Annotated in this window: 26 protein-coding genes; 16 read left to right on the top strand and 10 right to left on the bottom strand. The window is 73.4% G+C overall.

The features are described from left to right. Nucleotides 1–49: 49 nt before the first annotated feature. The gene (ctaE, locus tag AC1DT4_RS02525) at nt 50–697 is read right to left on the bottom strand and encodes an aa3-type cytochrome oxidase subunit III (protein ID WP_477088191.1); all 648 of its coding nucleotides are present in this window, start codon (nt 695–697) and stop codon (nt 50–52) included. A 301-nt stretch (nt 698–998) separates the two neighbouring features. Here ctaE and AC1DT4_RS02520 point away from each other — a divergent pair, with 301 nt between their 5' ends. Both AC1DT4_RS02520 and trpD read left to right on the top strand, forming a co-directional pair. After that, a complete protein-coding gene (locus AC1DT4_RS02520; protein ID WP_477088190.1) occupies nt 999–1,427 on the top strand; it encodes a hypothetical protein in 429 nt (142 codons plus the stop codon). Then, nucleotides 1,424–2,482 carry an anthranilate phosphoribosyltransferase gene (gene trpD, locus AC1DT4_RS02515; protein ID WP_477088189.1) on the top strand — a complete coding sequence of 353 codons (1,059 nt, stop codon included), beginning with the start codon at nt 1,424–1,426 and terminating at the stop codon, nt 2,480–2,482. The genes AC1DT4_RS02520 and trpD overlap by 4 nt, the downstream gene beginning before the upstream one ends. 330 nt (nt 2,483–2,812) lie before the next feature. On the opposite strand, the gene AC1DT4_RS02510 is transcribed toward trpD, so the two are convergent. Next, the gene (locus AC1DT4_RS02510) at nt 2,813–3,094 is read right to left on the bottom strand and encodes an Lrp/AsnC family transcriptional regulator (protein ID WP_370503424.1); all 282 of its coding nucleotides are present in this window, start codon (nt 3,092–3,094) and stop codon (nt 2,813–2,815) included. Between the two features lie 8 nt (nt 3,095–3,102). Beyond that, nucleotides 3,103–5,016 (bottom strand): DEDD exonuclease domain-containing protein, encoded by a 1,914-nt coding sequence (locus AC1DT4_RS02505; protein ID WP_477088188.1) that lies wholly within the window; start codon nt 5,014–5,016, stop codon nt 3,103–3,105. 174 nt (nt 5,017–5,190) lie between these two features. On the opposite strand from AC1DT4_RS02505, the gene AC1DT4_RS02500 reads away from it, so the two are divergent. Next, entirely contained in the window at nt 5,191–6,480 is a 1,290-nt protein-coding gene (locus AC1DT4_RS02500) for an NYN domain-containing protein (RefSeq protein ID WP_477088187.1), read from the top strand. 36 nt (nt 6,481–6,516) lie between these two features. Then, entirely contained in the window at nt 6,517–6,744 is a 228-nt protein-coding gene (locus tag AC1DT4_RS02495) for a hypothetical protein (RefSeq protein ID WP_477088186.1), read from the top strand. Nucleotides 6,745–6,748: 4 nt separating this feature from the next. Here the strand turns inward: AC1DT4_RS02495 and AC1DT4_RS02490 are convergent, their stop codons facing one another. Beyond that, nucleotides 6,749–8,563 (bottom strand): AMP-dependent synthetase/ligase, encoded by a 1,815-nt coding sequence (locus AC1DT4_RS02490; RefSeq protein ID WP_477088185.1) that lies wholly within the window; start codon nt 8,561–8,563, stop codon nt 6,749–6,751. Nucleotides 8,564–8,783: 220 nt separating this feature from the next. On the opposite strand from AC1DT4_RS02490, the gene AC1DT4_RS02485 reads away from it, so the two are divergent. Then, nucleotides 8,784–9,731, top strand: coding sequence for an ROK family glucokinase (locus AC1DT4_RS02485; RefSeq protein ID WP_477088184.1), 948 nt, complete (start codon nt 8,784–8,786; stop codon nt 9,729–9,731). Nucleotides 9,732–9,752: 21 nt separating this feature from the next. Here AC1DT4_RS02485 and AC1DT4_RS02480 read toward each other — a convergent pair whose 3' ends face one another. Continuing rightward, nucleotides 9,753–10,364 carry a hypothetical protein gene (locus tag AC1DT4_RS02480; RefSeq protein ID WP_477088183.1) on the bottom strand — a complete coding sequence of 204 codons (612 nt, stop codon included), beginning with the start codon at nt 10,362–10,364 and terminating at the stop codon, nt 9,753–9,755. Between the two features lie 148 nt (nt 10,365–10,512). On the opposite strand from AC1DT4_RS02480, the gene AC1DT4_RS02475 reads away from it, so the two are divergent. From AC1DT4_RS02475 to AC1DT4_RS02465, 3 genes are all read left to right on the top strand, one after another. Beyond that, a complete protein-coding gene (locus AC1DT4_RS02475) occupies nt 10,513–11,298 on the top strand; it encodes a lysophospholipid acyltransferase family protein (protein ID WP_477051172.1) in 786 nt (261 codons plus the stop codon). Nucleotides 11,299–11,376: 78 nt separating this feature from the next. Beyond that, nucleotides 11,377–12,597 carry a pyrophosphate--fructose-6-phosphate 1-phosphotransferase gene (locus AC1DT4_RS02470; RefSeq protein WP_477088182.1) on the top strand — a complete coding sequence of 407 codons (1,221 nt, stop codon included), beginning with the start codon at nt 11,377–11,379 and terminating at the stop codon, nt 12,595–12,597. After that, on the top strand, nt 12,594–13,946 hold the full coding sequence (locus AC1DT4_RS02465; RefSeq protein ID WP_477088181.1) for a class II 3-deoxy-7-phosphoheptulonate synthase: 1,353 nt from the start codon (nt 12,594–12,596) through the stop codon (nt 13,944–13,946). The genes AC1DT4_RS02470 and AC1DT4_RS02465 overlap by 4 nt, the downstream gene beginning before the upstream one ends. Nucleotides 13,947–14,097: 151 nt before the next feature. Here AC1DT4_RS02465 and pknB read toward each other — a convergent pair whose 3' ends face one another. Then, nucleotides 14,098–16,146 carry a Stk1 family PASTA domain-containing Ser/Thr kinase gene (gene pknB, locus AC1DT4_RS02460; RefSeq protein WP_477088180.1) on the bottom strand — a complete coding sequence of 683 codons (2,049 nt, stop codon included), beginning with the start codon at nt 16,144–16,146 and terminating at the stop codon, nt 14,098–14,100. A 48-nt stretch (nt 16,147–16,194) separates the two neighbouring features. Further along, nucleotides 16,195–17,346: a lytic transglycosylase gene (locus tag AC1DT4_RS02455; RefSeq protein ID WP_477088179.1), complete on the bottom strand. Its 1,152-nt coding sequence runs from the start codon at nt 17,344–17,346 to the stop codon at nt 16,195–16,197. 144 nt (nt 17,347–17,490) lie between these two features. Between AC1DT4_RS02455 and AC1DT4_RS02450 the strand changes: the two genes are divergently transcribed. Further along, nucleotides 17,491–17,904 carry an Rv2175c family DNA-binding protein gene (locus tag AC1DT4_RS02450; protein ID WP_477088178.1) on the top strand — a complete coding sequence of 138 codons (414 nt, stop codon included), beginning with the start codon at nt 17,491–17,493 and terminating at the stop codon, nt 17,902–17,904. A 35-nt stretch (nt 17,905–17,939) separates the two neighbouring features. Here AC1DT4_RS02450 and AC1DT4_RS02445 read toward each other — a convergent pair whose 3' ends face one another. Beyond that, nucleotides 17,940–19,061, bottom strand: a complete 1,122-nt coding sequence (locus AC1DT4_RS02445) for a polyprenyl synthetase family protein (RefSeq protein ID WP_477088177.1) — start codon at nt 19,059–19,061, stop codon at nt 17,940–17,942. A gap of 9 nt (nt 19,062–19,070) precedes the next feature. Continuing rightward, the gene (locus AC1DT4_RS02440) at nt 19,071–19,625 is read right to left on the bottom strand and encodes a hypothetical protein (RefSeq protein ID WP_477088176.1); all 555 of its coding nucleotides are present in this window, start codon (nt 19,623–19,625) and stop codon (nt 19,071–19,073) included. Between the two features lie 122 nt (nt 19,626–19,747). Here AC1DT4_RS02440 and AC1DT4_RS02435 point away from each other — a divergent pair, with 122 nt between their 5' ends. The 7 genes from AC1DT4_RS02435 to AC1DT4_RS02405 all read left to right on the top strand — a co-directional run bounded on the left by AC1DT4_RS02435 (nt 19,748) and on the right by AC1DT4_RS02405 (nt 24,834). Beyond that, the gene (locus tag AC1DT4_RS02435; RefSeq protein WP_477088175.1) at nt 19,748–20,872 is read left to right on the top strand and encodes a DUF4192 domain-containing protein; all 1,125 of its coding nucleotides are present in this window, start codon (nt 19,748–19,750) and stop codon (nt 20,870–20,872) included. Nucleotides 20,873–20,969: 97 nt separating this feature from the next. Next, the gene (locus AC1DT4_RS02430; RefSeq protein ID WP_477088174.1) at nt 20,970–21,365 is read left to right on the top strand and encodes a universal stress protein; all 396 of its coding nucleotides are present in this window, start codon (nt 20,970–20,972) and stop codon (nt 21,363–21,365) included. Between the two features lie 237 nt (nt 21,366–21,602). Beyond that, entirely contained in the window at nt 21,603–23,195 is a 1,593-nt protein-coding gene (locus tag AC1DT4_RS02425) for an RNA polymerase sigma factor (protein ID WP_477088173.1), read from the top strand. Nucleotides 23,196–23,359: 164 nt separating this feature from the next. Further along, nucleotides 23,360–23,719 carry a VOC family protein gene (locus AC1DT4_RS02420; RefSeq protein ID WP_477088172.1) on the top strand — a complete coding sequence of 120 codons (360 nt, stop codon included), beginning with the start codon at nt 23,360–23,362 and terminating at the stop codon, nt 23,717–23,719. Beyond that, entirely contained in the window at nt 23,716–24,081 is a 366-nt protein-coding gene (locus AC1DT4_RS02415; protein WP_477088171.1) for an ArsR/SmtB family transcription factor, read from the top strand. The genes AC1DT4_RS02420 and AC1DT4_RS02415 overlap by 4 nt, the downstream gene beginning before the upstream one ends. Beyond that, the gene (locus AC1DT4_RS02410; RefSeq protein WP_477088170.1) at nt 24,068–24,559 is read left to right on the top strand and encodes an SRPBCC domain-containing protein; all 492 of its coding nucleotides are present in this window, start codon (nt 24,068–24,070) and stop codon (nt 24,557–24,559) included. Before AC1DT4_RS02415 ends, AC1DT4_RS02410 begins: the two co-directional genes overlap by 14 nt. Continuing rightward, nucleotides 24,556–24,834, top strand: a complete 279-nt coding sequence (locus tag AC1DT4_RS02405) for a YciI family protein (protein ID WP_477088169.1) — start codon at nt 24,556–24,558, stop codon at nt 24,832–24,834. The genes AC1DT4_RS02410 and AC1DT4_RS02405 overlap by 4 nt, the downstream gene beginning before the upstream one ends. A 134-nt stretch (nt 24,835–24,968) precedes the next feature. Here AC1DT4_RS02405 and AC1DT4_RS02400 read toward each other — a convergent pair whose 3' ends face one another. Continuing rightward, nucleotides 24,969–25,178, bottom strand: a complete 210-nt coding sequence (locus AC1DT4_RS02400; protein ID WP_315096168.1) for a DUF7455 domain-containing protein — start codon at nt 25,176–25,178, stop codon at nt 24,969–24,971. Nucleotides 25,179–25,202: the final 24 nt, after the last annotated feature.

The raw sequence follows: 25,202 nt of genomic DNA, 5'->3' as shown, positions 1-25,202 counted from the left end.
CATGGGGGATAGGGACTACGGAGCGACGGGCGCGGGCGCCCGCTGCGCCTTACTTCAAGAGGTAGATCACGGCGAAGAGCGCGATCCAGACGACGTCGACGAAGTGCCAGTAGTACGACGTGACGATGCCCGTGGTGGCTTCGTGGTGCCCGAAGCGCTTCGCGCTGAAGGAGCGGCCGAGCAGGAAGAGGAAGGCGAGCAGGCCGCCGACGACGTGCAGACCGTGGAAGCCGGTCGTGAGGTAGAAGACGGAGCCGTAGGGGCTGGAGGAGATCGTCAGACCCTCGCTCACCAGCTCCGCGTACTCGAAGATCTGGCCGCCGATGAAGAAGGCGCCCATGAGGTAGGTGAGGGACATCCACTCGTTCATGCCCCAGCGGTTCACCGCGAACAGCGAGCCGGTGCGCACGGGCTGGAATCGCTCGGCGGCCCAGACACCCATCTGGCAGGTCACGGACGACAGCACCAGCACCGTGGTGTTGATCGCGGCGAAGGTGACGTTCAGCTTCGGCGTGTTCTCCGCCCAGGCCTCCGGCGCTGCGCCACGCAGCGTGAAGTACATGGCGAAGAGGCCGGCGAAGAACATGAGCTCGCTGGCCAACCAGACGATCGTCCCCACCGAGACGGGGTTCGGTCGGTTGACGCTCACGTGGGGGCTGGTGCGCGGGGCAGCCGTTGCGGTCGACACGTTCGTCATTATGGCTGATGACGACCCCGCATGGGACGTTGGACCCTCAGCGTGGCCACAGGTAAATGTCACACCGTCAGGATCCGGACCCTCGCGCGCGAGGGGTGCCCCGACGATCACGCGGATCTGGCGGCCCGATGAGGCACCGGACGGGGTCGGCGCGGCCCGTCGAGGTGTCGCCGCGTGCGGCGCGTCGCGGGCCCCGTGCTATGCGTCCGGGCGACCCGATCGCGGGCCTCCCCGCCGACGCGGCACGAGCCGTGCCAAGATGCCCTCGGACGCACGTCGACGACGAGTGAGGACCCTTTTCATGAGCACCGCGCAGCCCGCCAGCGCAGCCACCGCCCCCGGCCCGCGCATCCTCCTGTACAGCGACGACGTGGACGCCCGCGCCCAGGTGCGGCTCGCCGTGGGTCGTCGGTTGCGGCGCGGCGCGGGGGACATCGAGTGGGTCGAGGTGGCCACCGCCGCGGCCGTCATCGCCACCACCGAGGCCGGCGGGCTGGACCTGCTGATCCTCGACGGCGAGGCCGACAAGGTCGGGGGCCTGGGCCTCGCGCGCCAGCTCAAGGACGAGATCTACCTCTGCCCGCCGACCCTCGTGCTCACCGGACGGCCGCAGGACGCCTGGCTCGCCTCCTGGTCGAACGCCGACGCCGTCGTCAGCCGCCCGCTCGACCCGGTCGAGCTGCACGGTGCCGTGGCCGGACTCGTCGAGGCGCGGGCCGTCACCCGATGACCGACGCCCCCGCTGGTTCGAGCTGGCCCGACCTGTTCGCGACCCTCACGGCCCGGCGGGACCTCACGGCAGAGCAGACGTCGTGGGCGATGGCCGAGATCATGAGCGGCGCCGCATCCACCCCCCGGGTGGCGGCCTTCCTGATCGGGCTCAAGACCAAGGGCGAGTCCGTCGAGGAGCTCACGGCGCTGGCGGACACGATGCTCGCGCACGCGATCCGCATCGAGGTGCCCGGGCGGACGCTCGACATCGTCGGCACCGGCGGCGACCGCTCGCACACCGTGAACATCTCGACCATGTCCGCGCTCGTCATCGCGGGCGCCGGGATCACCGTGGTCAAGCACGGCAACCGCGCGGCATCCTCCTCGTCCGGCTCCGCGGACGTGCTCGAGGCGCTCGGCATCCGGCTCGACCACCCGCCGGCGCGCGTCGCGGAGCTGGCGACCGAGGTCGGCATCACGTTCTGCTTCGCCCAGGTGTTCCACCCGTCGTTCCGCCACACCGCGGCCGCCCGCACCGAGCTGGGCATCGGCACGGCCTTCAACTTCCTCGGCCCGCTCACCAACCCCGCGCAGCCCCGGTCCGCCGCCATCGGCGTCGCCGACCTCCGGATGGCGCCCCTGCTGGCCGGCGTCCTCGCACAGCGCGGGGTCACCGCCGTGGTGTTCCGCGGGGAGGACGGGCTCGACGAGATCGCGCCGACCGGTCCCACGCGCCTGTGGGAGGTCCGCGACGGCGCGGTGACCGAGTCGGTCATCGACTGGGAGGCCGACCTCGGCGTCGCGCGGATCGACCTCGTGTCGCTGCGCGGGGCGAAGGCCGACTACAACGCGGACGTCGCGCGACGGTTGCTCGCCGGCGAGGCGGGTGCCGTGCGCGAGACCGTCGTGCTCAACACCGCCGCGGCCCTCGTGGCCGACGGCACGCTGCCCGGCACCGCCGAGGGGACCCTCGTCGAGCGGCTCGGCGCGGCCACCGAGCACGCCCGGCAGTCGCTGGACACCGGCGCCGCGGCCGACGTGCTGGAGCGGTGGCGGGCGGCGAGCAGCGCGTAGGGGGCGCGGCGCTCCGGATCAGTCCACTGTGCTTGTGGTCGGACTGGTCCTGCGCTCCGCTACGGCCGAGTGACGCTCCGCGCCCCTGGTCCTGCGCTCCGCTACGGCCGAGTGACGCTCCGCGCCCCTCGACCTACGCTGCGCTCGGGGTCAGTCCACTGTGCTTGTGGTCGGACTGATCCTGCGCTCCGCTACGGCCGAGTGACGCTCCGCGCCCCTCGACCTACGCTGCGCTCGGGGTCAGTCCACTGTGCTTGTGGTCGGACTGATCCTGCGCTCCGCTACGGCCGAGTGACGCTCCGCGCCCCTCGACCTGCGCTGCGCTCCGGATCAGTCCTCCAGCCCGAGGGCGAACGCCTGCTCCAGGTCGTGCTGCGAGTACGTGCGGAACGCGATGTAGGTCTGGGTGCGGATGACGCCCTCGATCTTGCTCACCTTGTCCGCGATGACGTCGGCCAGGTCGTCGTGCTCGCGCACGCGGACCATGGCGATGAGGTCGACCTCGCCGGTGACGGAGTAGACCTCGCTGACGCCCGGGATGTCGGCGATCGCGGCGGCGACCTCCGGGATCCTCGAGGCGTCCGAGTCGATGAGCACGATGGCGGTCAGCATGCTCGTCATCATGCCGTGCGGGGCGCCCGGATGCTGATCGGGATGACCCGCGCGTCGTCGCTCTCGAGCGTCACCGGCCGGGCCTCGGCGATGTCGAGCTCCCGCTCGGCCGGCGCGGCGGCGACCAGCTGGATCAGGCGGCCGCCGTCCGGCGCGAGGCGGGGTCTGACCAGGGCGGCGACCGCCGTGGCGGGGTCGCCCAGCGACTCGGCGGACCTCACCGGGCAGGCCCAGGGGATGTCGACGGCGACCAGGCGCACGCCCGGCTTCTCGAGCCACGCGAGGACGAGGTCGGTCTCCTCGGGGTGGGCCGCGGGCGCGGGGGCGACGGGGGCCTCGACCTGCTCGCCGGTGGCCTGGAGCGTCGCGATGGCGGGCCGGGGGTCGGTGCGCCGGTCGACGCGCGCGGTGCCGGCGAGGCGGCCGTAGCGGACCAGGACGAGCTCCCACCCGCCGTCGTCGGCACGCTTGGCCGCGACGAGCTCCGGGCAGGCGGCGAGCGGCGCGAACTTCTGCGCCCGGCTGGCGCCGCGCAGGAAGCCGCCCAGCCGGTCGCGGACGGTGGCGGCCTCCTCGAAGCGCTCCTGCGCGACGAGCCAGCCGATGCGGTCGGCGTGCGCCTCGACCACCGGGGTGGCGTCCGCGAGCATCGCGTCCCGGACGCGCCCGACGACGTCGGCGTAGTCGGCCACGCCCTGGTGGCCCGTGCAGGGCGCGCCGCACCTGCCCATCTCGGCGAGGACGCACGCCGACGCGCCGGCGGGTGCGACGAGCGGGAGCCGGCGGGTGCACTGGCGGATGGGGAACGTCTCGTGCAGGGCGTCGACCGCCAGCTGCGCGGTGGACACCGACGAGAACGGGCCGATATAGGTGGCGCCGTCGTCGTCCTTGACCTCGCGCACCACCGACAGCCGCGGGTACGGCTCGGAGGTGAGGCGGACCCACGGCATGCGCTCGGGGAACCGGGAGCGGCGGTTGTAGCGGGGGGAGTGGGCCGCGATGAGCCGCAGCTCGCGGACCCGGGCCTCGAGCGGCGTAGCGCACGGGATCGGGTCCACGCGCTCGGCGACGCGCACCATCTCGATCATCCGGCTGCGCTTCTCGGCCGACGTGAAGTAGGACCGCACGCGCTGGCGCAGCGACGTGGTCGACGTGCCCACGTAGAGCACCTCGTTGCCCGGACCGCGGAACAGGTACACGCCCGGGCCGTCGGGCAGGCCGTCGGCGAGGGTGCGCTTGCGGCGCACGTCGCCCGGCACGGGGTCGGTGGCCGTCGCCAGGTCCTCGAGGTGCGTGATGCCCAGGGGTGCCATCCGGGACAGCAGCGCGTGCAGGACGTCGACCGTCGCGCGGGCGTCGGAGAGCGCGCGGTGGTTGGGCGTCACCGACGCGTGGAACAGGGCGGCGAGCGACGACAGCTTGTGGTTCGGCGCCTCGTCGCGCGTGACGACGCGCCGCGCGAGCCGGACGGTGTCGACGACCTTGTTCCCCGGCCAGGCGTGGCCGGTGCGCGCGGCCGCGGCCTTGAGGAACCCGATGTCGAACGGGGCGTTGTGCGCGACCAGCACGGCGCCGCGTGAGAACTCGAGGAAGCTGGGCAGCACCTCCTCGATGGGCGGGGCGCCGATGAGCATCGTCGTGGTGATCCCGGTGAGCACCTGGATGAAGGCCGGCACGGGACCGCCGGGGTCGACCAGCGTCTGGAACTCGCCCAGCACCTCGCCGCCGCGCACCTTGACCGCGCCGATCTCCGTGATGGCCGAGTCCGCGGGCGTGCCGCCTGTGGTCTCGAGGTCCACGACGACGAAGACGACGTCCGAGAGCGGGGTGCCCAGGTCGTCCAGGCTCGGCTGCACCGGACGTGCCGCGGGGTCGGGGGTCGCGTCCGCCCAGACGGGGCGCAGGCGGCGGACGGGCGACATGGCTGGGACGCTACCCACGGCCACCGACACGGCCCGGCTCCTCGCCCGGTGCGTCGCGGACCGGACCGACCCCGCACAGGCATGGCGCGCAGATCGAGGGCGCGACCCGGTGGTCCCCCTCCCTCGCGGGCCCGTCGGCCCGCGTCGGGCCACCTCGCCGCCTAGGGTGCTGGCATGCGCAGCGCGGACGGGACGAGCGACGACGCGGCCGACGTGCCGGTCCCCGTGCGCACCGCGCTCGTCCAGGTCGCGGCCGACGCGCTGGGCGCCGCCGAGCCCGTCGAGGTCCCGCCCTCGCTGCGCGCGGTGCACCGGTTCGCCCCCCGCCGCCGCGCGACGGCGGGCGCGGGGCCGCTCTGGGCCGCGCTGCAGGAGGATGCCTTCCGCGCCCGGGTCGCGCGCGTCTGGGCCCAGGCGAACCCCGAGCTCGCCGCCCAGGTCGGGCCCGGCGCGGAGGGACCGCCCGAGCAGTCCGTCGCGGCGGCCACCGGTGCGTGGCTGCTGGGGACGCCGGGCTGGCGCGACCTGCTCCCGCCGCCCGAGGTGGTCCCCGACGCCGAGGCCACGGCGGCGCTTGCCCGCCTGGAGCGCGCGCAGGCCGAGGTCGAGCGGTGGCGGACCGACGCAGCTGTCGCCCGCGAGGAGGCGCGCACCGCGCAGGAGGAGCTGGGCACGCTGCAGCGCGAGCTGCGGCGGTTGCGCTCCGACGCGGACCGCGCGCGCAGCGAGGGCCGCCGCGCGGCGGAGGAGGCGCGCGCCGTGCTCGACGCGGCCGAGCTGGCGCAGGCGCGGGCCGGCGACGACCTCCGCCAGGCGCTCGAGGAGCGGCGCGTGTCGCAGGCGGAGCGCACGGCCGCCCGCGCGGAGCTCCGGGCCGCCCGCAAGCTCGCCGACGTCCGCGTCCGGCTCCTGCTCGACACGATCGTGGACGCCGCCAGCGGGCTGCGGGCCGAGCTCGCGCTGCCGCCGGTCGCCGACCTCCCCGCGGACCTCGTCGGGCCGACCAGCGAGCAGACCGCCGTCCGACGCGGCTCGCGCGGTCGCTCGGTGGACGACCCGGCCCTGCTCGACGAGCTCCTGCGTCAGCCGTGGGCGCACCTGGTGGTCGACGGCTACAACGTCTCGAAGTCCGGGTTCGGCGAGCTGTCTCTGGCCGAGCAGCGCCGGCGGCTCGTCGACGGGCTCGCGGGTGTCGCCGCGCGCACCGGCGCGGAGGTGACCTGCTGCTTCGACGGCAAGGAGGGTCAGCAGGGGCCGCCCGGCGGGTACGCCCGTGGGGTGCGCGTGCTCTTCGCCGTCGGGGAGATCGCCGACGACCTCATCCGCCGGCTCGTGTCGGCCGAGCCGGCGGGTCGGGTGCTGGTCGTGGTCACCAGCGACCAGGAGGTCGCGCGGGACGTCGAGGCGGACGGCGCCTGGGTGGTGCCGTCGAGCACGCTCGTGACGCGCCTGCAGCGTCTCTAGCGGCGCCTGTCAGTGGGCGTCGCTAGCGTCCGCCGCATGATCATCGACTGCGACACCTGCACGGAGCGCGGGGCCGCGTGCGCGGACTGCGTCGTCACGTTCCTCACCATCCCGGTGCGCTCGTCGGCACCCCCGGCGGTGCCCGTCGCCGGCCCGGCGACCACCGCAGGGGCGGTCGAGCTCGATGCCGCGGAGCAGCACGCCATCGGCGTGCTCGCGGCGTCGGGTCTCGTCCCGCCCCTGCGTCTGGTGCGCGCGGTGTGAGCCGTCAGTCGCGCGACGGACCGTCGTAGAGCGCGTCGACCTCGCCCGCGAAGTCCTTGAGCACCTCGGACCGGCGGATGCTCAGCTTCGGGGTGAGGTAGCCGTTCGCGATCGTGAGGTCCGTGTCGAGGATGCGGTACTTGCGCACCGACTCTGCCCGCGAGACCGCCTTGTTGGCCTTCTCCACCGCCTTGTCGAGCGATGCGAGGACGTCCGCGTCCTTGGCGGCCTCGGCGAGCGTCATCTCGGGCTTGCCGTGCGCCGCCAGCCACCCGGGCACGCCCTCGGGGTCGAGCGTCACCAGGGCGCCGATGAACGGGCGCTGGTCACCGACCACGACGACCTGGCTGATCAGCGGGTGCGCCCGGAGACGGTCTTCCAGCACGGCGGGTGCGACGTTCTTCCCGCCGGCGGTGACGATGATCTCCTTCTTGCGCCCGGTGATCCGCAGGTAGCCCTCGTCGTCGAGCGAGCCCAGGTCACCGGTGCGGAACCAGCCGTCGTGCAGCGACTCCGCGGTCGCGGCGTCGTTGTTGTGGTAACCCCGGAACACCTGGACGCCCGTGACCTCGATCTCGCCGTCGGCGGCGATGCGGACCCCGCTGCCGGGCAGGGGGAGACCGACGCTGCCGATCTTGGTCCCGCGCCCCGGGCGGTTCACGGTGGCCGGCGCGGTCGTCTCGGTGAGGCCGTAGCCCTCGAGCACGTTGAGGCCCAGACCGCGGTAGAAGTGTCCGAGCCGCTCGCCCAGCGGAGCCCCGCCGGAGACGGCCCAGCGCGCCCGTCCGCCGAGGGCGTTCCGCAGCCGGTGCAGGACCAGGACGTCGGCGACCTTGTGCTGGAGGCGCAGCCACGGGCTCGGACCCCGCGGGTTGTCGAGCGCCCGCGAGTAGACGATCGAGGTCTTGGCGGCCCGCTGGAAGATCGATCCCTTGCCGGACGCGGCAGCCTTCTGCTCGGCCGAGTTGTAGACCTTCTCGAACACGCGGGGCACCGCCAGGATGAACGTCGGCCGGAACGAGCCGAGGTCCTCCAGGAGCGTCGTCGTGCTCGGGCTGTGCCCGAGGACCGCGCCGGCCGGGATGCACAGCACCTCGATGAACCGCGCGAACACGTGCGCGAGCGGCATGAAAAGCAGCGTCCGCGCGTCGGGCTCGGCGAACACCTCGTCGAGGTCCGCGACGGCGTTCACGGTGAGCTCGTAGAAGTTGCCGTGCGTGAGCTCCACGCCCTTGGGGCGGCCCGTGGTGCCGGACGTGTAGATGATCGTGGCGACGTCGGCGAGGCTCGCGAGCGCGCGGCGGCGCGCGATCTCGTCGTCGGAGACGTCGGTGCCCGCGGCGACGACCGAGTCGACGGCACCGTCGTCGAGGATCAGGACCTCACGCAGGTGCGGGGTGTCGGCGCTGACCTCCTCGACCAGGGCGGCGTGGGCGGCGGTCTCGACGACGAGGAGCGACACGTCCGCGTCGGTGAGGATCCAGAGGACCTGCTCGGCCGACGACGTCTCGTAGAGGGGGACCGGGATGGCGCCGGCGGCCCAGACGGCCCAGTCGATCAGCGACCACTCGTAGCGGGTGCGCGACATGATGCCGACGCGGTCGCCGGGCTGCACCCCGCGGCCGACCAGACCCTTGGCGACGGCCACGATCTCGGCGTCGAACTGCCGGGCGGTCAGCGGGATCCAGGGGCCGTCCTGCTGGGTCTTGTGCTCGACGACCACGCGGTCGGGGGTTCCCGTGAGACGCTCGGCGAGCAGGTCGTTGAGGTTGTTCGAGGGATCGACCTCGAGGCGCAACGGCGTGTGGAACTCGTCCATGCTGGCTCCAGTGACAGAGGGGCGAAGTGTGGCCCCGAGGATACGGGACTTCCGGGTCGCCGAAGCCAGCACCCGTTTGGGTACGCTCTGCGGCGGACCGGGTGCGGTGCCGCTCGGCGCGTGGGCGCAGAGAGCACATCAGCGCGCGCGGGCGGCTAGCGTGGGACCCCGCACCGGACGGTAGCGAGCACGGTACGAGCGCGTAGGAGCACATACGAACATGCACGCCATCGGTGTCGACATCGGCGGGACGAAGATCGCGGCGGGCGTCGTCGACGAGGACGGCACGATCCTTGCGCAGACGCGCCGCGACACCTCCCCGGACGACGTCGCCGGCATCGACAAGGCGATCGCCGAGGTCTACCAGGAGCTCAGCGGGTCCTATGAGGTCAGCGCGATCGGGGTCGCCGCCGCCGGGTTCGTCTCCGCGGACCGGTCCTCCGTGCTCTTCGCGCCGAACATCGCCTGGCGCGACTACCCGCTGCGCCAGAAGGTGCAGGCGATCCTCGGCGACGACGACGTGCTGATCGTGGTCGAGAACGACGCCAACGCGGCCGGCTGGGCCGAGTTCCGGTTCGGGGCCGCACGCGACGTCGACGACATGCTCATGCTCACGGTCGGCACCGGGCTCGGCGGCGCGATCGTGTCCAACGGGGAGCTCGTCCGCGGCGCCTGGGGCGTGGCGGCCGAGGTCGGCCACATGCGCGTCGTCCCCGGTGGGCACTACTGCGGCTGCGGCCACGAAGGCTGCTGGGAGCAGTACGCGTCCGGCAGCGCCCTGGTGCGCGACGCCCAGGCGACCGCGATCATCCAGCCCGAGCGCGCGGCCCGCCTGCTCGAGCTGGCCGGCGGCGACGTCGACAAGCTCACGGGCCCCCAGGTCACGCAGGCCGCCCAGGAGGGCGACCCGTTGGCCGTCGAGCTGCTCGCCGAGCTCGGGCGCTGGCTCGGCGAGGGCGCCGCGTCCGCGACGGCTCTGCTCGACCCGGCGCTCATCGTCGTCGGCGGCGGGGTCGCGGACGCGGGCGACCTGCTGCTGGCCTCGGCACGCAACGGCTTCGCGGCGCAGCTGTCCGGGCGCGGTCACCGGCCGGAGGCCTCGATCGTCGTCGCGTCGATGGGCAACGACGCCGGCATGGTGGGCGCGGCCGACCTCGCGCGTCTCTGACGACGGGTGCGGAGCAGCCGGTCAGACGACGGCACCCGTGTCGTCGTCGTCGGGGTCCCGGCGGTGCGGCATGCGCCAGACGAGCACGCCGATGCCGATCACGAAGACCACCGCCGCGGCCTGGACCAGCGCGGCCGGGGCGTCGCGCCACGCGACGAGCACCACGAGCAGGAAGATCGGCATGCCTGCGGCGGCGAACCAGGCCATGGTGAGCAGCGGGTCGCCACCGAGCACCGGACCGGGGTCCGGCGGCACGAAGTGCTCCCGGTCGTCGGCCGCAGACTCGGCCTCGTCGTACTGCGACGTGCCGTCCCAGTCGCGACCGCTCAGCTCGGCCTCGCCGGTCGGTTCGTGCGCCGGCCGCACGACGCGCCGGTCGGCCACCCACGGGGCGACCGGGAACGACAGCCCGGCGGCGGGGGCGGCCTCGGCGGGTGCCGGGGGAGCCTCGTCGGCCTCGGGCGTGTCCGCCCCGTCGTACCCGTCGATGTCGCTCAGCTGGGCGACGATGGCCGCCCAGGCCTCCTCGTCCGTGGCTCCGGCGTCCTCGGCACCCTCCTCGGGCGACGGCGGGGGGACGTCCGCGCCCGTCGGCTGGACGCCGTCGTCGGGGTCGTCAGGGCGAGGTGCCATAGGAGCACTCTAGAGTCGGACCGAGCAGTCGGCGTGGCTCGTGCTCGGCTCCGCCTGCGGCAGGGGGACGTCGGGTGCGAGCACAGGGCTCGGGTGGACGGAAAGTCCGTGTGTCGGGTCGAGAGGTGAACCGTTGTTCTACTGGTTGATGAAGCGGGTCTTCGTGGGTCCGCTGCTGCACCTGGTCTACCGGCCGTGGGTGCGCGGTGCGGAGAACGTGCCCGAGGAGGGCGCCGCGATCCTGGCGAGCAACCACCTCGCGGTGATCGACTCCTTCTTCCTGCCGCTGGTCCTCGATCGCGAGCTGGTGTTCATCGGCAAGCAGGAGTACTTCACGGGCTCGGGCATCAAGGGCCGCCTCACCGCCGGCTTCATGCGCGGCGTCGGCACCATCCCGGTGGACCGCGGCGGCGGCAAGGCGAGCGAGGCCGCGCTCCGCACCGGACTGCGGCGCCTGGCCGACGGCGACCTGTTCGGCATCTATCCCGAGGGCACCCGCAGCCCTGACGGGCGGCTCTACCGCGGCAAGACCGGCATCGCGCGGCTCGCGCTCGAGTCCGGCGCCCCCGTGATCCCGGTCGCGATGGTGGGCACCGACGAGGCCCAGCCGCCGGGGCGTCGGATCCCCAAGGTGATGCGCATCGGCGTCGTCATCGGGGAGCCGCTCGACTTCAGCCGCTACCAGGGCATGGAGAACGACCGGTTCATCCTGCGGTCGGTGACCGACGAGATCATGTACGCGGTGATGAGCCTCTCGGGCCAGGAGTACGTCGACGTGTACGCGGCGACCCAGAAGGCGCGCATCGCGACCGGCCACCCGGCCGTCGCCGGCGACGCCGCCGACCACCTTCCTGCGGCCCCCGGCGGGCGCCCTGTGCCCGACGTCCAGGTACCGGTCCCGCCCGAGGGCGAGCCCGAGACGTCAGTAGGATGACGCCGTCGGCCTGAGCGCCGGCTCTGGGGCGCGCCGACGGAACGTGCGCGCCGACGGTGTCAACGAGAGGTGTTTCTCATGTCGGTTCGTCGCGTCGCCCTCCTGACCGCAGGTGGCTTCGCCCCGTGCCTGTCGTCCGCCGTCGGCGGGCTCATCGAGCGGTACACGGAGATCGCTCCCGACATCGAGATCATCGCGTACGAGCACGGCTACTACGGGCTCCTGCGGGGCGACAAGATCGTCATCGACGACGAGACGCGCGCCAAGGCCGGCATCCTGCACAGGTTCGGTGGCTCGCCCATCGGCAACTCGCGCGTCAAGCTCACCAACGCGGCGGACTGCGTCAAGCGCGGCCTCGTCCAGGAGGGCCAGGACCCGCTGCAGGTGGCGGCCGAGCGGCTCAAGTCCGACGGTGTCGACGTGCTGCACACCATCGGTGGCGACGACACCAACACGACCGCGGCGGACCTCGCGGCCTACCTGCACGAGAACGGCTACGAGCTGACGGTGGTGGGCCTGCCCAAGACCATCGACAACGACGTGGTGCCCATCAAGCAGTCGCTGGGCGCGTGGACCGCCGCCGAGGAGGCCGCCGGCTTCGCCGCGAACATCATCGGCGAGCACCGCTCCGGCCCCCGCATGCTCATCGTGCACGAGGTCATGGGCCGGCACTGCGGCTGGCTCACCGCCGCCGCCGCCGCCGACTACCGCAAGTGGCTCGACACGCAGGAGTGGGTGCCCGGCATCGGCCTCACGCGGGAGCGCTGGGACATCCACGCCGTCTTCCTGCCCGAGCTGGCGCTCGACATCGACGCCGAGGCCGCACGCCTGAAGCAGATCATGGACTCGCAGGGCAACGTCAACATCTTCCTGTCCGAGGGTGCCGGCATGCACGAGATCGTCGACCAGCTCGAGTCCTCCGGCCAGGAGGTGCTGCGCGACGCCTTCGGGCACGTGCGGCTCGACACGATCAACCCGGGCCAGTGGTTCGCCAAGCAGTTCGCCGAGAAGCTGGGCGCGGAGAAGGTCATGGTGCAGAAGTCCGGCTACTACTCGCGCGCCGCGGCCGCGAACGCCGAGGACCTGCGCCTCATCAAGTCGATGACCGACCTGGCCGTCGAGTCCGCCCTGCGCGGCGAGTCCGGCGTGATCGGGCACGACGAGGAGCAGGGCGACGTGCTGCGCGCGATCGAGTTCCCGCGCATCGCCGGTGGCAAGGCGTTCGACGTCTCGCAGCCGTGGTTCGGCGCGCTGCTCGAGGACATCGGGCAGCCCCTCGTCCCGGCGAGCCACTCATGAGCGTCGAGCCCGACCCGCAGGTCGTCGCGGGGCTCGAGGCCTGGCGTTCGATGTCTCCGCTCCAGCAGCCGCAGTGGCCCGACGCGACCGCCCTGGCGGCGGTCACCGCACGCCTCTCGACGCTGCCTCCGCTGGTCTTCGCCGGCGAGGCCGACCACCTGCGCTCCCAGCTGGCCGCGGCAGGCCGTGGCGAGGCGTTCCTGCTGCAGGGCGGCGACTGCGCCGAGACGTTCGGGGAGGCCACGGCCGACAACATCCGCAACAAGATCAAGACGATCCTGCAGATGGCCGTCGTGCTGACGTACGGCGCGAGCCTGCCCGTCATCAAGATGGGTCGGATGGCCGGGCAGTACGCCAAGCCGCGCTCGTCCGACAGCGAGACGCGCGACGGCGTGACGCTGCCCGCCTTCCGCGGCGACATCATCAACGGCTACGAGTTCACGCCCGAGGCCCGCACGCCGGACCCGCAGCGACTGCTCGAGGCGTACCACACGGCCGCGTCGACCCTGAACCTCATCCGCGCGTTCACCACCGGTGGCTTCGCGTCGCTGCTGCGGGTGCACGAGTGGAACCGCGGCTTCATGGCCAACCCGTCCTACTCCCGGTACGAGGAGATCGCGGCCGAGATCGACCGGGCCATCCGGTTCATGGCAGCGTGCGGCGCCGACTTCGACGCCCTGCGGTCGGTCGACTTCTTCTCGAGCCACGAGGGTCTGCTGCTCGACTACGAGCGTCCGCTGACCCGCATCGACTCGCGGACCGGCCTGCCGTACGACTGCTCCGGCCACTTCGTGTGGATCGGGGAGCGCACCCGCCAGCTGGACGGCGCGCACATCGACTACTTCTCCCGCGTGCAGAACCCGCTCGGCATCAAGCTCGGCCCGACGACGACGGGCGACGACGCGCTCGCGCTCATCGACAAGCTCAACCCGCAGGGCGAGGCCGGCCGCATCACCTTCATCACGCGCATGGGCGCCGGCAAGGTCCGCGACCTGCTGCCCGCCCTCGTCGAGAAGGTCACCGCCGACGGCCGCCCCGTCACCTGGGTCTGCGACCCGATGCACGGCAACGGGATCACGTCCGCGTCCGGCTACAAGACCCGCCGGTTCTCCGACGTCATGGACGAGGTCGCCGGCTTCTTCGAGGTCCACCGCGGCCTGGGCACCGTCCCGGGCGGGCTGCACATCGAGCTCACCGGGGACGACGTCACCGAGGTGCTGGGCGGCACCGAGGAGATCGACGACGAGGGCCTGGCGCGACGCTACGAGACGCTGGTCGACCCGCGCCTGAACCACCAGCAGTCGCTCGAGATGGCGTTCCAGGTCGTGGAGCTGCTCCGCGCGTCGTAGCCCCGAGTCGTGACGTGCCCGCCCGGTCCGGGGCGCCGCGCGGTGTGAGCGTGCTGACCGGTCGCCGCTGCGCGTCGCCGCACGCCCACCACAGCGGGCCGCTCACACCGCGCGGCGCGACTCGGCTCGCCACCTCGCGGGGAACGGGCGATCACACGACGGTGAGGACGATCTCCGTGCCGACCTTCACGGGCTGGCCAGCCGGTGCGCTCTGGTCGCGCACCGTGCCGAAGAATCCGCCGAGCACGTTCTCACGCTTGACGACGAGTCCGAGCTTCTCGAGCTGGGCCTTGGCCGCGTCGAACTGCTTGCTGACGACGTTCGGCATCACGACGTTCTCGGGGCCCTTGGAGACGTTGACCGTGATCGTGTCGCCGCGGTGGCCGTCAGTGCTGGCGGCAGGTGACTGGTCGATGATCAGGCCTGCTGCCACGGTGTCGCTGAACACCTCGGTCGGCGCGAGCTTGAGGTTGTCCACCTGGACGGCTGCAGTCGCCTCCTCCACGCTCAACCCGACCACGGACGTGATCGTGACGGGCGCCGGCCCGCTGGAGAGCGTCAGCAGGACCACGGTGCCGCGGATCGTCTGCTTGCCCGGTTCGGCGGGTGAGCCGTCCGGCAGCGTGGCACTGATGACGAACCCGACGCCGACGGAGTCGCTGAACGCGGGCTCGGTGTAGTTGGCGTCCAGGTCGGCCGAGGCCAGCGCGGCCTCCGCGTCCGCCTGCAGCGCGCCCACCACGCCGGCGGGCACCGGGACATAGTCCGGACCCTTGGAGATCGTGAACGTGACGGTGCCGTCCTTGCGGATCCGTTCGCCCTGTCCGGGATCGGTCGTGAAGACCTTGTCGACGGGCGCCTCGGCGTCGAAGGCCGACGTCGGGTGGGCACCCAGACCGGCGTGCCGCAGGATCGCGGTGGCTTCGGCCTCGTCCTGCCCGATGATCGTCGGGACCGTCGTGTACGCGCCCGGACCCATCTGCAGGTACCACCAGGCGCCGCCACCGATCAGCGCCGCGAGCAGGGCGAGCAGGACGATCCAGCGGGCGCGGTGACGGCGTCGGGGTGCGGGCTCGTCGGGCGGGTGACCGGTGAGCTCCGCGGCGGAGACACCGAGCCCGATCGGCAGCGCGACCGTCGTGCCGCGGGCGTCGCCGGTCTCGAGGAGCGTGGTCTCGTCCTGGTCCGGGTCGGCCAGCGCGTCGACGGCCGGTGCGTCGAGGTCGTCGTCGTCCGACTCCGCCGAGTCGTCCGGGTCCGCCTCGAGATCGGTCTCGGCCGGGTCCGTCGCCGCCGGGAGCACGATCGACGGGGCGACGTCGGCGTGGCGGGCGAGCGTCTCGTCGTCCAGCGCGGCGCGGGTACGGCGCAGCAGGGCGAGTGCCGCCGCGGCGTCCACCGGGCGGTCGTCGGGGTCGCGGGCGGCGAGCGCCCGGACGGCGTCGTCGATCTCGATGGGCAGCCAGTCCGCCAGCTCCGACGGCGCAGGCACGTCGTTGTTGACGTGCTGGAACGCCACCTGGATGGGCGTCTCGCCCGTGAACGGCTGACGGCCCGTGAGCATCTCGAAGAGCAGGATGCCGCAGGCGTAGACGTCGGTGCGGGCGTCGCTGACTCCGCGGACGACGAGCTCCGGGGCCAGGTAGGCGACCGTGCCGAGGACGGTGCCGGTGGTGGTCGAGGTGACCTCGGTGACCGCGCGCGCCAGCCCGAAGTCGGCCAGCTTGACGCGGCCGTCGGTCGCGAGCAGGACGTTCTCCGGCTTGATGTCCCGGTGCACGAGGCCGACGCGGTGGGCCGCGGCGAGCGCGTCGAGCACGTTCTCGCCGATCCGCAGCGCGTCGCCGACGGTCAGGGCACCCCGCTCGCCGATGTGCCGGCGCAGGTTGGACCCGTCGATGTACTCCATCGTCAGGTAGCTGGTCTCGCCGTCGACGCCCTGGTCGTACACGCTGACCAGCCCGGGGTGGGTGAGCCGGGCGGCCGTGCGGGCCTCCCGCCGGAAGCGGGCGACGAAGTCGGAGCCGGACGTGCCCTCCGCCAGGTGGGCGTGCATGACCTTGAGCGCGACGTCGCGGTCGAGGCGCCGGTCGACCGCCAGGTACACGGTGGCCATGCCGCCGCGGGCGATGCGGGACACGACCTCGTACCGGCTGTCGACCAGGCGGCCGACGAGCGGATCGGTGACGGTGGCTCCCACGGCAGGGAGTCTACGGTCGCCCGTGCCGCGCATGCGGCAGGCAGGGCCTCAGCGGAAGCGCGTCATGTGGGTCTGGACGTTGGCGACGTACCGCCGCGTGTCCGCGAACATGCCGTTCCGCTGCACCGACGACGCGCCCTGGTAGTAGCCGGCGATCGCCGTCGGCAGGTCGGGCGCGTTCTGCACGAGCGCGCGCAGGATGGCGACGCCCGCCGTGACGTTGTCGTCCGGGTCGACCAGGTTCAGCTGCCGGCCCACCAGGTCGGAGGCCCACGCGCCCGAGCTCGGGATGACCTGCATGGTGCCGATGGCGTTGGCGGGGGAGACGACCGCGTGGTTGAACCCGGACTCCTGGAACGCGACGGCCAGCGCGAGCGCCGGGTCGACCCCCATGGCCCGCGCCGTCGCGGCGATCCTGCCCTGCATGTCCGCCTTCGAGGGCACCCCGGAGCCGCGCAGCGTCGCGAGGTTGGCGTTGGCGGCGGCGACGACGGACTCCGCGTACGTGCGGCCCGCGAACGTGTTGCCGACCGAGGCGGGTGCCGGGGCGGCGACGGGCACCGGCACGGTGAGCGTCTGGCCGATGCGGATGAGGGCACGCGCGTCGAGGCCGTTGGCCGCGACGATCGCGGCGACCGTGGTGCCCTTCGCGGCGGCGATGCCGGTGACGGTGTCGCCCGAGCGCACCGTGTAGGAGACCGAGCCGGCCGCCTGCGCCGGAGCGGCCGCGGCCGGAGCCGGGGCGGCGGCCGAGGCGCCGGCGCCCGGGATCGCCAGGGTCTGGCCGATCCTGATGAGCGCCCGCGTGTCGAGCCCGTTCGCCGCGACGATGGCGGCGACGGACGTGCCGAGCCGGGTCGCGATGTGGCTGACCGTGTCACCGGCGACGACGGTGTAGGTCGCGGCGGCAGGAGCCGGCGCGGGCGCGGCGGGTGCGGGAGCGGCCGACGACCCGGTGGGGATGGTGAGGACCTGGCCGATCCGGATGCGGGACGCGTCGGCGAGGGCGTTCGCGCGCGCGATCGCCGTGACGGTGGTCCCGGTGCGGGCGGCGATGTGGCTGACGGTGTCGCCCGTGCGGACCGTGTAGGAGTCGTCGGCCTGGGCCGCGCCCCCCGTCGCGGTGACGCCGACGACGGCGAGCGCGAGGGTCGCACCTGTGCCAGTGGCCAGACGGCGAGCGGTGGCGTGCTGGGACATGGGGCCTACCTCATGGTGCGAAAGTGAACGGATGTTGCTCGTGTGACTGGAGTGACAGAATGCGAACGTATCTGAATACCCGGGGAGGGGAAAGCGCGCGAGGGAATTGCGCCGGTGTAATTCCCGATTGCGTACTCTGGTCGGGTGAACGATTCCTCTGACGCCCTCGACCGCCTGGTCGACGAGTGGCTCACCGTCCCTGACGTCGCCGACCGGATCGGCCTCGACGCGTCGAAGGTCCGCCGGATCGTGCAGGAGCGCAAGCTGGTCGGCACCCGGCGCGGCGACCCCCGGGTGTTCTCGATCCCGGCGGCTTTCCTCGTGCCCGGCCACCTGGCCAACCCCGCCCAGCCCACCCATCCCGACGCCGACCAGCCGTGGACGGTCCTCGCGTCCCTTCAGGGCACGCTGACGGTGCTGTCCGACGCCGGGTTCTCCGACGAGGCCGCGATCGAGTGGCTCTTCACGCCGGACGACTCGCTGCCGGGCACGCCGATCGATGCGCTGCGGGCGGGTCGCAAGACCGAGATCCGACGCCGGGCGGCCGCCGAGCTCTGACCGTCGCGGTCCCGCTGTTCCCTGGCCGAGCGCGGTCAGGCGCGGCGGTCGACGGCCGCGTGCGCGAGGCCGATCAGCTGTCCGCGCGCCGGCTCGGCCCAGGGGCGGGCGTCCATCAGCGTGAACGCGCGGCCGGCGAGGTCGTCGATGAGCGCCTCGACGTCGTCGGCCGCGCCCGTGCCCTCGATGGCTGCGGCGAGGGCGGCGACGTCGGACTCGCTCAGCGAGCGGTCGCCGAGCCGGTCGCGCAGCAGCTGGACGGTGGCGTCGTCGGCCGCGGCCCGCGCCCGGGCGACGGCCCGCGCCGTGAGCACAGTCCGCTTGCCCTCCCGCAGGTCGTCGCCCGCCGGCTTACCGGTGGTGCGGGGGTCGCCGAACACCCCGAGCAGGTCGTCGCGGAGCTGGAACGCCTCGCCCAGCGGCAGTCCGAGCGTCCGGCACGCCGCCAGCTCGCCCTCGCCGGCGTCGGCGAGCGCGGCGCCGAGCACGATCGGGTGCTCCACGCTGTACCGGGCCGCCTTGGCGCGGATGACCTCGCGGGCCCGTGTCTCGTCGCTCACCGGGTCGTCGCCCCAGGGCAGGGCCTGCGCCAGCACGTCGAGGTACTGGCCCACGGTCACCTCGGTCCGCATGAGGTCGAACACCGTGCGCGCGCGCTCCGCACGCTGGAGCGGCTGCTGCGCGAGCGCTCCGGCGAACTCCTGCTCGCTCGCGATCAGGGTGAGGTCTCCGAGCAGGATGGCGGCCGACATGCCGAACCGCTCCGGGTCGCCGGTCAGCCCGTGCTGGGCGTGCAGCCCGGCGAACGCCCGGTGCGCGGCGGGGAAGCCCCGGCGGGTGTCCGAGTCGTCCATGACGTCGTCGTGGAACAGCGCCGCGGCCTGGAAGAGCTCGAGCGCGGCCCCGACCCGGAGCACCGCGTCCGCCTCGGGCGTGCCCGGGACACCGCCGTGCGCGCGCCACGACCAGTAGCAGAACGCCGCGCGCAGCCGCTTGCCACCGGTGAGGATCTGCGCGACCGCGTCGGCGAGCACGTCCGCGTCCTCGCTGGCCGCGGCGAGCACGGTGCGCAGCTGGTCGACGTGCCTGGTCAGGAGCTCGTCGATCCGGGGTCGCACGTCCTCGACGTCGACGAGGGCGGGGCTGGCTGCGCTCACGCGGGCAGCCTACGGCGCCGTCGCGCGCACCCGCCCGCCGAGCGTCAGGGTGCGCTCGTCGTCGCGGTCGAGGATCCCGACGACGAGCAGCTCGGACCCGTCGCCCCGGGAGAACGTCGACTGGGCGGCGAGGCCCGGCTCCGGCGCGGGCGGCGTGCCCTCGGTGAAGCCGGCGGCGACCAGGGGTGCGCGGACGGCGGCGAGCAGGCCGGCGGCGTCCTGGCCCGTGCGCAGGTTGAGGCTGATCTCCGTGAGGTCCGTGCCGGCCACGGGCTCGGCCGACGAGACCAGCACGTCGGCGCCCTCGGGCACGGGCACGAGCGCGGCGGGGAAGCCCGCGACCAGCTCGCCGACGGCCGAGTGCGGGCTCTCCGCGCCCTCCGGCAGCAGCGTCTCGGTGGGCGACGGCGCGGGGGTCGCGACGGCGACGGCGCTGCCGGTCGGAGTCGCCCGCCCGGGGCCGCTGGTCGTGCACCCCGCGGCGGACGCGCCGACGGCGAGCGCGACGACGACGGCGGCGACGCCGGATCGGGCGCGCGCACGGAGGGCGGCATGGCTGGGCATCGGCACAGGCTAGCCGCCCGGCCGGTGCGCCGAGCCGCCCACATGCCCGCCGAGCGGCGCCCTCGTGCACAGATCGGGCGGCACCGGGCCCGGACCCCGGCCCGCTCGGGTGGGCTGGCGCCATGCAGACCACCACGCTCCGGGTGAGCGAACCCCGGGAGATCCTCGCGCTCGTGCCGCACCGGCTCGGCTTCCGCCCGCAGGACAGCGCCGTCGCCGTCAGCCTGCGGCCGCCCCGGGGCGCGGTCGGCCTGGTCGTCCGGGTCGACCTGCCGCACCTGGCGCACCCGACCGGCGGCCCGGCGCTCGCTCGGTCCCTCGTGTCCCTGCTGGGTCGGGACACCGCGCGCCGTGGGATCCTCGTCGTGTACACCGACCGCGACCCGCGCGGCGAGGACGGTGCGGCCCACCGGGCGGCCGAGCACTTCCGGGAGGCGGCCGCCGAGCCGCTGGGCGACGTCCCGGTGTGGGTGGTCACGCCGCAGGGGTACCTCGCGCTCGACTGCCGGGACGAGTGCTGCCCGCCGGGTGGGCGGCCGCTGCGCGACCTCGATGCCACCCAGGTCGGTGCCGCGTTGGTGCTGGCGGGCTCGGCTGTCGCCGACTCGCGCGCGGACATCGCCCGCATCCCCCCGGTGCACGGCGAGATCCGGCGTTCCGTCGCTCGCGTCCGGCGCCGGTGGGAGCTCCGGTGGCAGGACGCCGTGCTCGTGGGGCCGGGCGCTCTGACCCGGTGGCGTCAGGACTCGGTCGTCGCCTGGCGGTCCGCGGTCGACCTCGTCGCCACCGCGGGGCCAGGTACCGGCGGCGCACCGTGGGGCCGGCTCGAGGCCGGGCTGACCGACACGCAGGTGCGCGACGCGGTGCTGGTCTCCCTCGTGCCCGGCACGGGCGACCTGCCCGAGCGCTGCGTCCGGGGTGGGGGACCGACCCCGGAGCTGGACGAGGCACTGGGGGGCGCGATGGCGATGATCATCGACCCGCACCGGGGCGTGGTCCCGCCCGAGCGGGCCACCGCCGTGCACGAGGCCGTCCTCGAGGCCGTGGTCGCGCGCGGGCGGACCGGTGCCCAGGCTCCCGCCCTCACCCTGCTGGCGCTGCTCGCGTGGTGGCGGGGGGACGGCGCACGCGCGCGGGTCCTGCTGGACGGCGCGCTCGACGCCGGCCCCGCGTACCGCCTCGCAGAGCTGCTGGACGACGCGCTCGTCGCCGCGATCCCGCCGGGCTGGGTGCGGCACCTCGATTGACCTGCGACGCCGTCGCACGCGGTGCGCTCGTCCCGGCCCGCAGCCTCGGGTAGCGTCACGGGCACGGCGGTGTTGCCGCGGGACGAGGGGAGGACCGATGGGCATCGTGGTCGGCTATCTGGCCACTCCGGAAGGTCGGGCGGCTCTCGGGGCGGCGATCGAGGAGGCGCGGCAACGCGACACGCGCGTCGTGGTCGTCGTGAGTGCGCGGCCGGACGAGCCGGAGGAGCAGCGTGCAGCGGTCGAGGCCGAGCTGGACCGGGTCCGCGCCGACCTGGCCTCCGCAGGCGTCGACCACGAGGTGCGCCTGCTGAACGGCGGCGACGTCGCGGACGACCTCATCGCGACCGCCGAGGAGGTCGGTGCGCACCTCGTCGTCCTCGGGCTGAGGCGGCGCAGCCCGGTAGGCAAGCTCATCCTCGGGGCCAACGCGCAGCGGGTGCTGTTCGACGCCCCGTGCCCGGTGCTGACGGTGAAGCCCGGCCCGGGCTGACCGCCCCTCAGTCGCTCGCTGCGGCTCGTCGCACGCGCGCTGCGGGTCGTCGAACTGGGGAGCGAGGCGCGGGAATCTCTCGCGCGCCCCGTTCGTTGAGCACGACGACCCCCACAGAGCCGTCCCTGACGGACCTGTCGTCGTGCCCGTGATCGCGCCGACCGGCCCCCGGGGTCGGTACAATGTCTATCTACCTCCCGGCCCCGTTCCGGGTGTCGCGCTGCCGAAAGGTCGTTCGTGTCGTCCCAGACCCCGCATCCCGCTCTTCCGCGTGAGTTCGAGCACCCTGCCCTCCAGGACCTCGTCCTGCGCGGGCGCACCCACGGCACCGTGGGCGCCGAGGAGCTGCGCACCGCGTGCGAGCAGGCGGACGTCCAGGACGCCAAGCGTCTGCGCGCCGTCGTCCGTGGGCTCGCGACCGCCGGCATCGGCGTCCGTGAGCCGGCCCCCGTGGCCGCCCCCGCTCGCGCCGTCGCCGCGACCAGCGCCAAGGCGCGCCCGTCGACCAACGCGGTCGTGACGCCCGAGGAGACCCCGGCTGCGCCCGCCAAGGCGACGAGCACGCGTGCCGCGGCCGCCAAGACGACGGCCGCCAAGACCGCAGCCGCCAAGCCTGCCGCGGCGAAGACCGCAGCCGCCAAGAAGGCCGCAGCGAAGCCCGCCACGGGCAAGGTCGACGGCGCCGAGGCAGTCGAGGACGAGGTCGTCGAGGGCGAGGAGATCGACCTCGAGGCGATCGAGGAGGTCGTGGTCGAGGCCGTCGAGGTCGTCGAGGACACCGCCGACGCCGACGACGAGGACTCCGAGGACGGCGACGAGAAGAAGCCGGCCGCCAAGGAGGAGGAGAGCGAGGACAGCGGCTTCGTCTACTCCGACGCGGACGACGACGACGCCCCGGCGCAGCAGGTCGTCACGGCCGGCGCCACGGCCGACCCGGTCAAGGACTACCTCAAGCAGATCGGCAAGGTCGCGCTGCTGAACGCCGAGCAGGAGGTGGACCTCGCCAAGCGGATCGAGGCCGGCCTGTTCGCCGAGGAGCGGCTGAACGCGGGCATCACCATGGAGCCCAAGATCAAGCGCGAGCTCGAGTGGATCGCGAACGACGGTCGTCGGGCCAAGAACCACCTGCTCGAGGCCAACCTGCGGCTCGTCGTCTCCCTCGCCAAGCGCTACACGGGCCGCGGCATGCTGTTCCTGGACCTGATCCAGGAGGGCAACCTCGGTCTCATCCGCGCGGTGGAGAAGTTCGACTACACCAAGGGCTACAAGTTCTCGACGTACGCGACGTGGTGGATCCGGCAGGCCATCACCCGCGCCATGGCGGACCAGGCGCGCACCATCCGCATCCCGGTGCACATGGTCGAGGTCATCAACAAGCTCGCCCGCGTCCAGCGGCAGATGCTCCAGGACCTGGGCCGCGAGCCCACGCCCGAGGAGCTCGCCAAGGAGCTCGACATGACGCCCGAGAAGGTCGTCGAGGTCCAGAAGTACGGTCGCGAGCCCATCTCGCTGCACACGCCGCTCGGCGAGGACGGTGACAGCGAGTTCGGTGACCTCATCGAGGACTCCGAGGCCGTCGTCCCCGCGGACGCCGTGAGCTTCACGCTCCTGCAGGAGCAGCTGCACCAGGTGCTCGACACGCTCTCGGAGCGCGAGGCCGGCGTGGTGTCGATGCGGTTCGGCCTGACCGACGGCCAGCCGAAGACGCTCGACGAGATCGGCAAGGTCTACGGCGTCACGCGCGAGCGGATCCGGCAGATCGAGTCGAAGACCATGTCGAAGCTGCGTCACCCGTCGCGCTCGCAGGTCCTCCGGGACTACCTGGACTGACAGGCGCACCCGACGACGACGAAGGCCCGGACCAGTCGGTCCGGGCCTTCGTCGTCCCCGCGCTCCGGGGTCCGGACCGCTGAAGCGATTTGATCGTAAGTATTGACTAACGGTTAGCGACGACTGACGATAGACGAGTCAGTCCGGCCGACCGGAGGTGGATCATGGGCAGTCCCGTCATGTGGTTCGAGATCACCAGCACGGACCCCGACCGTGCGCGGAAGTTCTACACACAGCTGTTCGACTGGTCGGGCGAGGCGCCGCCCGAGCTCGGCGGGTACACGCTGATCGACACCGGCGCGCCTGCCGAGGCGGTCGGCGGCGGCATCGGCGCCGCGGACCCGGACGGGATGCCGCCGGGGATCCTGCTGTACGTCCGCGTCGAGGACCTCGCGGCGACGCTCGCCAAGGCCGAGGCGCTCGGTGGGTCGACCCTGACACCGCCGACCAAGCTCCCCGCGGACAACGGAAGCATCGCGGTCCTCGCCGACCCGGACGGGCATGCGGTAGGACTGTGGGCGTGAGCCAGACGGACACGCCGACGGACACGGTCCTGCGCGCGCTCGCCGAGCCGCGGCGCCGCGAGATCCTCACGCTGCTGGCCCACGACGAGGTTCCCGTGGGCCGGCTCGCGGAGGAGTTCGACGTGAGCCGCTCCGCGGTGAGCCAGCACCTGCGGGTGCTCGAGGACGCGGGTCTGGTCACCCGCCGCAGCGAGGGCACGCGCAACTTCTACCGGTCTCGTCCCGAGGGGCTCGCCGGGCTCCGGGCCTACCTCGACGAGACCTGGGCGGCGTCGCTGGACGCCGCCCGCCGGCTCGTGGAGATCGAGGCGGGCGTGCTCGAGGCCGACGGCACCGAGAGGGACTCCCGTGCCACGGCCTGAGCTCACGCTCGCCGCCCCGCCGGTGCACCAGGCGACGACCGTGCGGGCCGACGTGACCAGGACGTTCGACGTCTTCGTCCGGGAGATCGGGGTCTGGTGGCCGGTCGAGCCGTTCTCGTCGGGCGGTGACCGGGTGCGCGACGTGTCGATGGAGCGCCGGCTCGGCGGGAGCGTCGTCGAGACGTGGGACGACGGCACCACCCGGGTCTGGGGCGAGCTGGTCGCGTGGGACCCGCCGCACGGGTTCACGATGTCGTGGCTGCTCACCCCGGAGCCCACGGAGGTCGAGCTGCGCTTCCGCCCGCTGGGCGCCGCGCTCACGCGCGTCTCGGTGGAGCACCGCGGGTGGGAGCGGATGACCGAAGAGCAGCTGGGTGGCGCGTGCGCCCTGCCCGAGGGCTACCGCGGCGGCTCGTACGTGCGCGGCTGGGGCATGATCTTCGACCGCCTGGTCGCCCACGTCGACGGGGCGCCGTGAGGGAGGTCCGGTACGTCGTGCTCTACGAGTCCGGACCCGACGTGCTCGAGCTCGCGCCGGTCCACATGGCCGCGCACGTCGCCCACTACGAGGACTTCTCGGCCCGCGGGCTGCTCGTCGCGATCGGCACGTTCGAGCAGCCCGAGGTCAACGGGTCGATGTGCGTGCTGACCAGCCGGGAGGCGGCCGAGGAGTTCGCGGCGGCCGACCCGTTCGTCGTCCACGGCGTCGTGCGCGCGTACCGCGTCCTCGCGTGGACGAACGTGCTGGCCTGAGCCGACGGCGAACGCCGAGCGGACGAGGAACCCTGGGCGGACGAGGGACCCTGGGCGGACGAGGGCCCCTGGGCAGACGACGAACGAGGCCCGGACCATCAGGTCCGGGCCTCGTCGATGTCGGTCGGGCGGCGTCAGCTCGCGGCGCCGGCTCCTGCTCCGTGCTCGGCCAGCAGGCGGTCGGTCTCGTCCTGCACGTGCGTCGCCAGCTCGGCGAACTTCGGTGCGTGCTCGCGCGCGTGGTGCGCGCAGAAGAGCAGCTCTCCCACCGGGAGGACAACTCGGACATAGGCCTGTGCGCCGCAGCGGTCGCAGCGGTCGGCCGCGGTCAGTGGATGCGTCATGGTCCCGGTCACGAATACATAGAA

This window comes from Cellulomonas sp. P4_D11, assembly GCF_056401915.1.
The sequence above is the reverse complement of the archived record's forward strand: the minus strand, read 5'-3'. Positions and strand labels throughout refer to the sequence as shown.

Excerpts from the sequence above, each read along its gene's own strand:
- ctaE (WP_477088191.1), bottom strand. The coding sequence starts at position 697 with ATGACGAACGTGTCGACCGCAACGGCTGCCCCGCGCACCAGCCCCCAC.
- AC1DT4_RS02520 (WP_477088190.1), top strand. The coding sequence starts at position 999 with ATGAGCACCGCGCAGCCCGCCAGCGCAGCCACCGCCCCCGGCCCGCGC.
- trpD (WP_477088189.1), top strand. The coding sequence starts at position 1,424 with ATGACCGACGCCCCCGCTGGTTCGAGCTGGCCCGACCTGTTCGCGACC.
- AC1DT4_RS02510 (WP_370503424.1), bottom strand. The coding sequence starts at position 3,094 with ATGCTGACCGCCATCGTGCTCATCGACTCGGACGCCTCGAGGATCCCG.
- AC1DT4_RS02505 (WP_477088188.1), bottom strand. The coding sequence starts at position 5,016 with ATGTCGCCCGTCCGCCGCCTGCGCCCCGTCTGGGCGGACGCGACCCCC.
- AC1DT4_RS02500 (WP_477088187.1), top strand. The coding sequence starts at position 5,191 with ATGCGCAGCGCGGACGGGACGAGCGACGACGCGGCCGACGTGCCGGTC.
- AC1DT4_RS02495 (WP_477088186.1), top strand. The coding sequence starts at position 6,517 with ATGATCATCGACTGCGACACCTGCACGGAGCGCGGGGCCGCGTGCGCG.
- AC1DT4_RS02490 (WP_477088185.1), bottom strand. The coding sequence starts at position 8,563 with ATGGACGAGTTCCACACGCCGTTGCGCCTCGAGGTCGATCCCTCGAAC.
- AC1DT4_RS02485 (WP_477088184.1), top strand. The coding sequence starts at position 8,784 with ATGCACGCCATCGGTGTCGACATCGGCGGGACGAAGATCGCGGCGGGC.
- AC1DT4_RS02480 (WP_477088183.1), bottom strand. The coding sequence starts at position 10,364 with ATGGCACCTCGCCCTGACGACCCCGACGACGGCGTCCAGCCGACGGGC.
- AC1DT4_RS02475 (WP_477051172.1), top strand. The coding sequence starts at position 10,513 with ATGAAGCGGGTCTTCGTGGGTCCGCTGCTGCACCTGGTCTACCGGCCG.
- AC1DT4_RS02470 (WP_477088182.1), top strand. The coding sequence starts at position 11,377 with ATGTCGGTTCGTCGCGTCGCCCTCCTGACCGCAGGTGGCTTCGCCCCG.
- AC1DT4_RS02465 (WP_477088181.1), top strand. The coding sequence starts at position 12,594 with ATGAGCGTCGAGCCCGACCCGCAGGTCGTCGCGGGGCTCGAGGCCTGG.
- AC1DT4_RS02455 (WP_477088179.1), bottom strand. The coding sequence starts at position 17,346 with ATGTCCCAGCACGCCACCGCTCGCCGTCTGGCCACTGGCACAGGTGCG.
- AC1DT4_RS02440 (WP_477088176.1), bottom strand. The coding sequence starts at position 19,625 with ATGCCCAGCCATGCCGCCCTCCGTGCGCGCGCCCGATCCGGCGTCGCC.
- AC1DT4_RS02435 (WP_477088175.1), top strand. The coding sequence starts at position 19,748 with ATGCAGACCACCACGCTCCGGGTGAGCGAACCCCGGGAGATCCTCGCG.
- AC1DT4_RS02430 (WP_477088174.1), top strand. The coding sequence starts at position 20,970 with ATGGGCATCGTGGTCGGCTATCTGGCCACTCCGGAAGGTCGGGCGGCT.
- AC1DT4_RS02420 (WP_477088172.1), top strand. The coding sequence starts at position 23,360 with ATGGGCAGTCCCGTCATGTGGTTCGAGATCACCAGCACGGACCCCGAC.
- AC1DT4_RS02400 (WP_315096168.1), bottom strand. The coding sequence starts at position 25,178 with ATGACGCATCCACTGACCGCGGCCGACCGCTGCGACCGCTGCGGCGCA.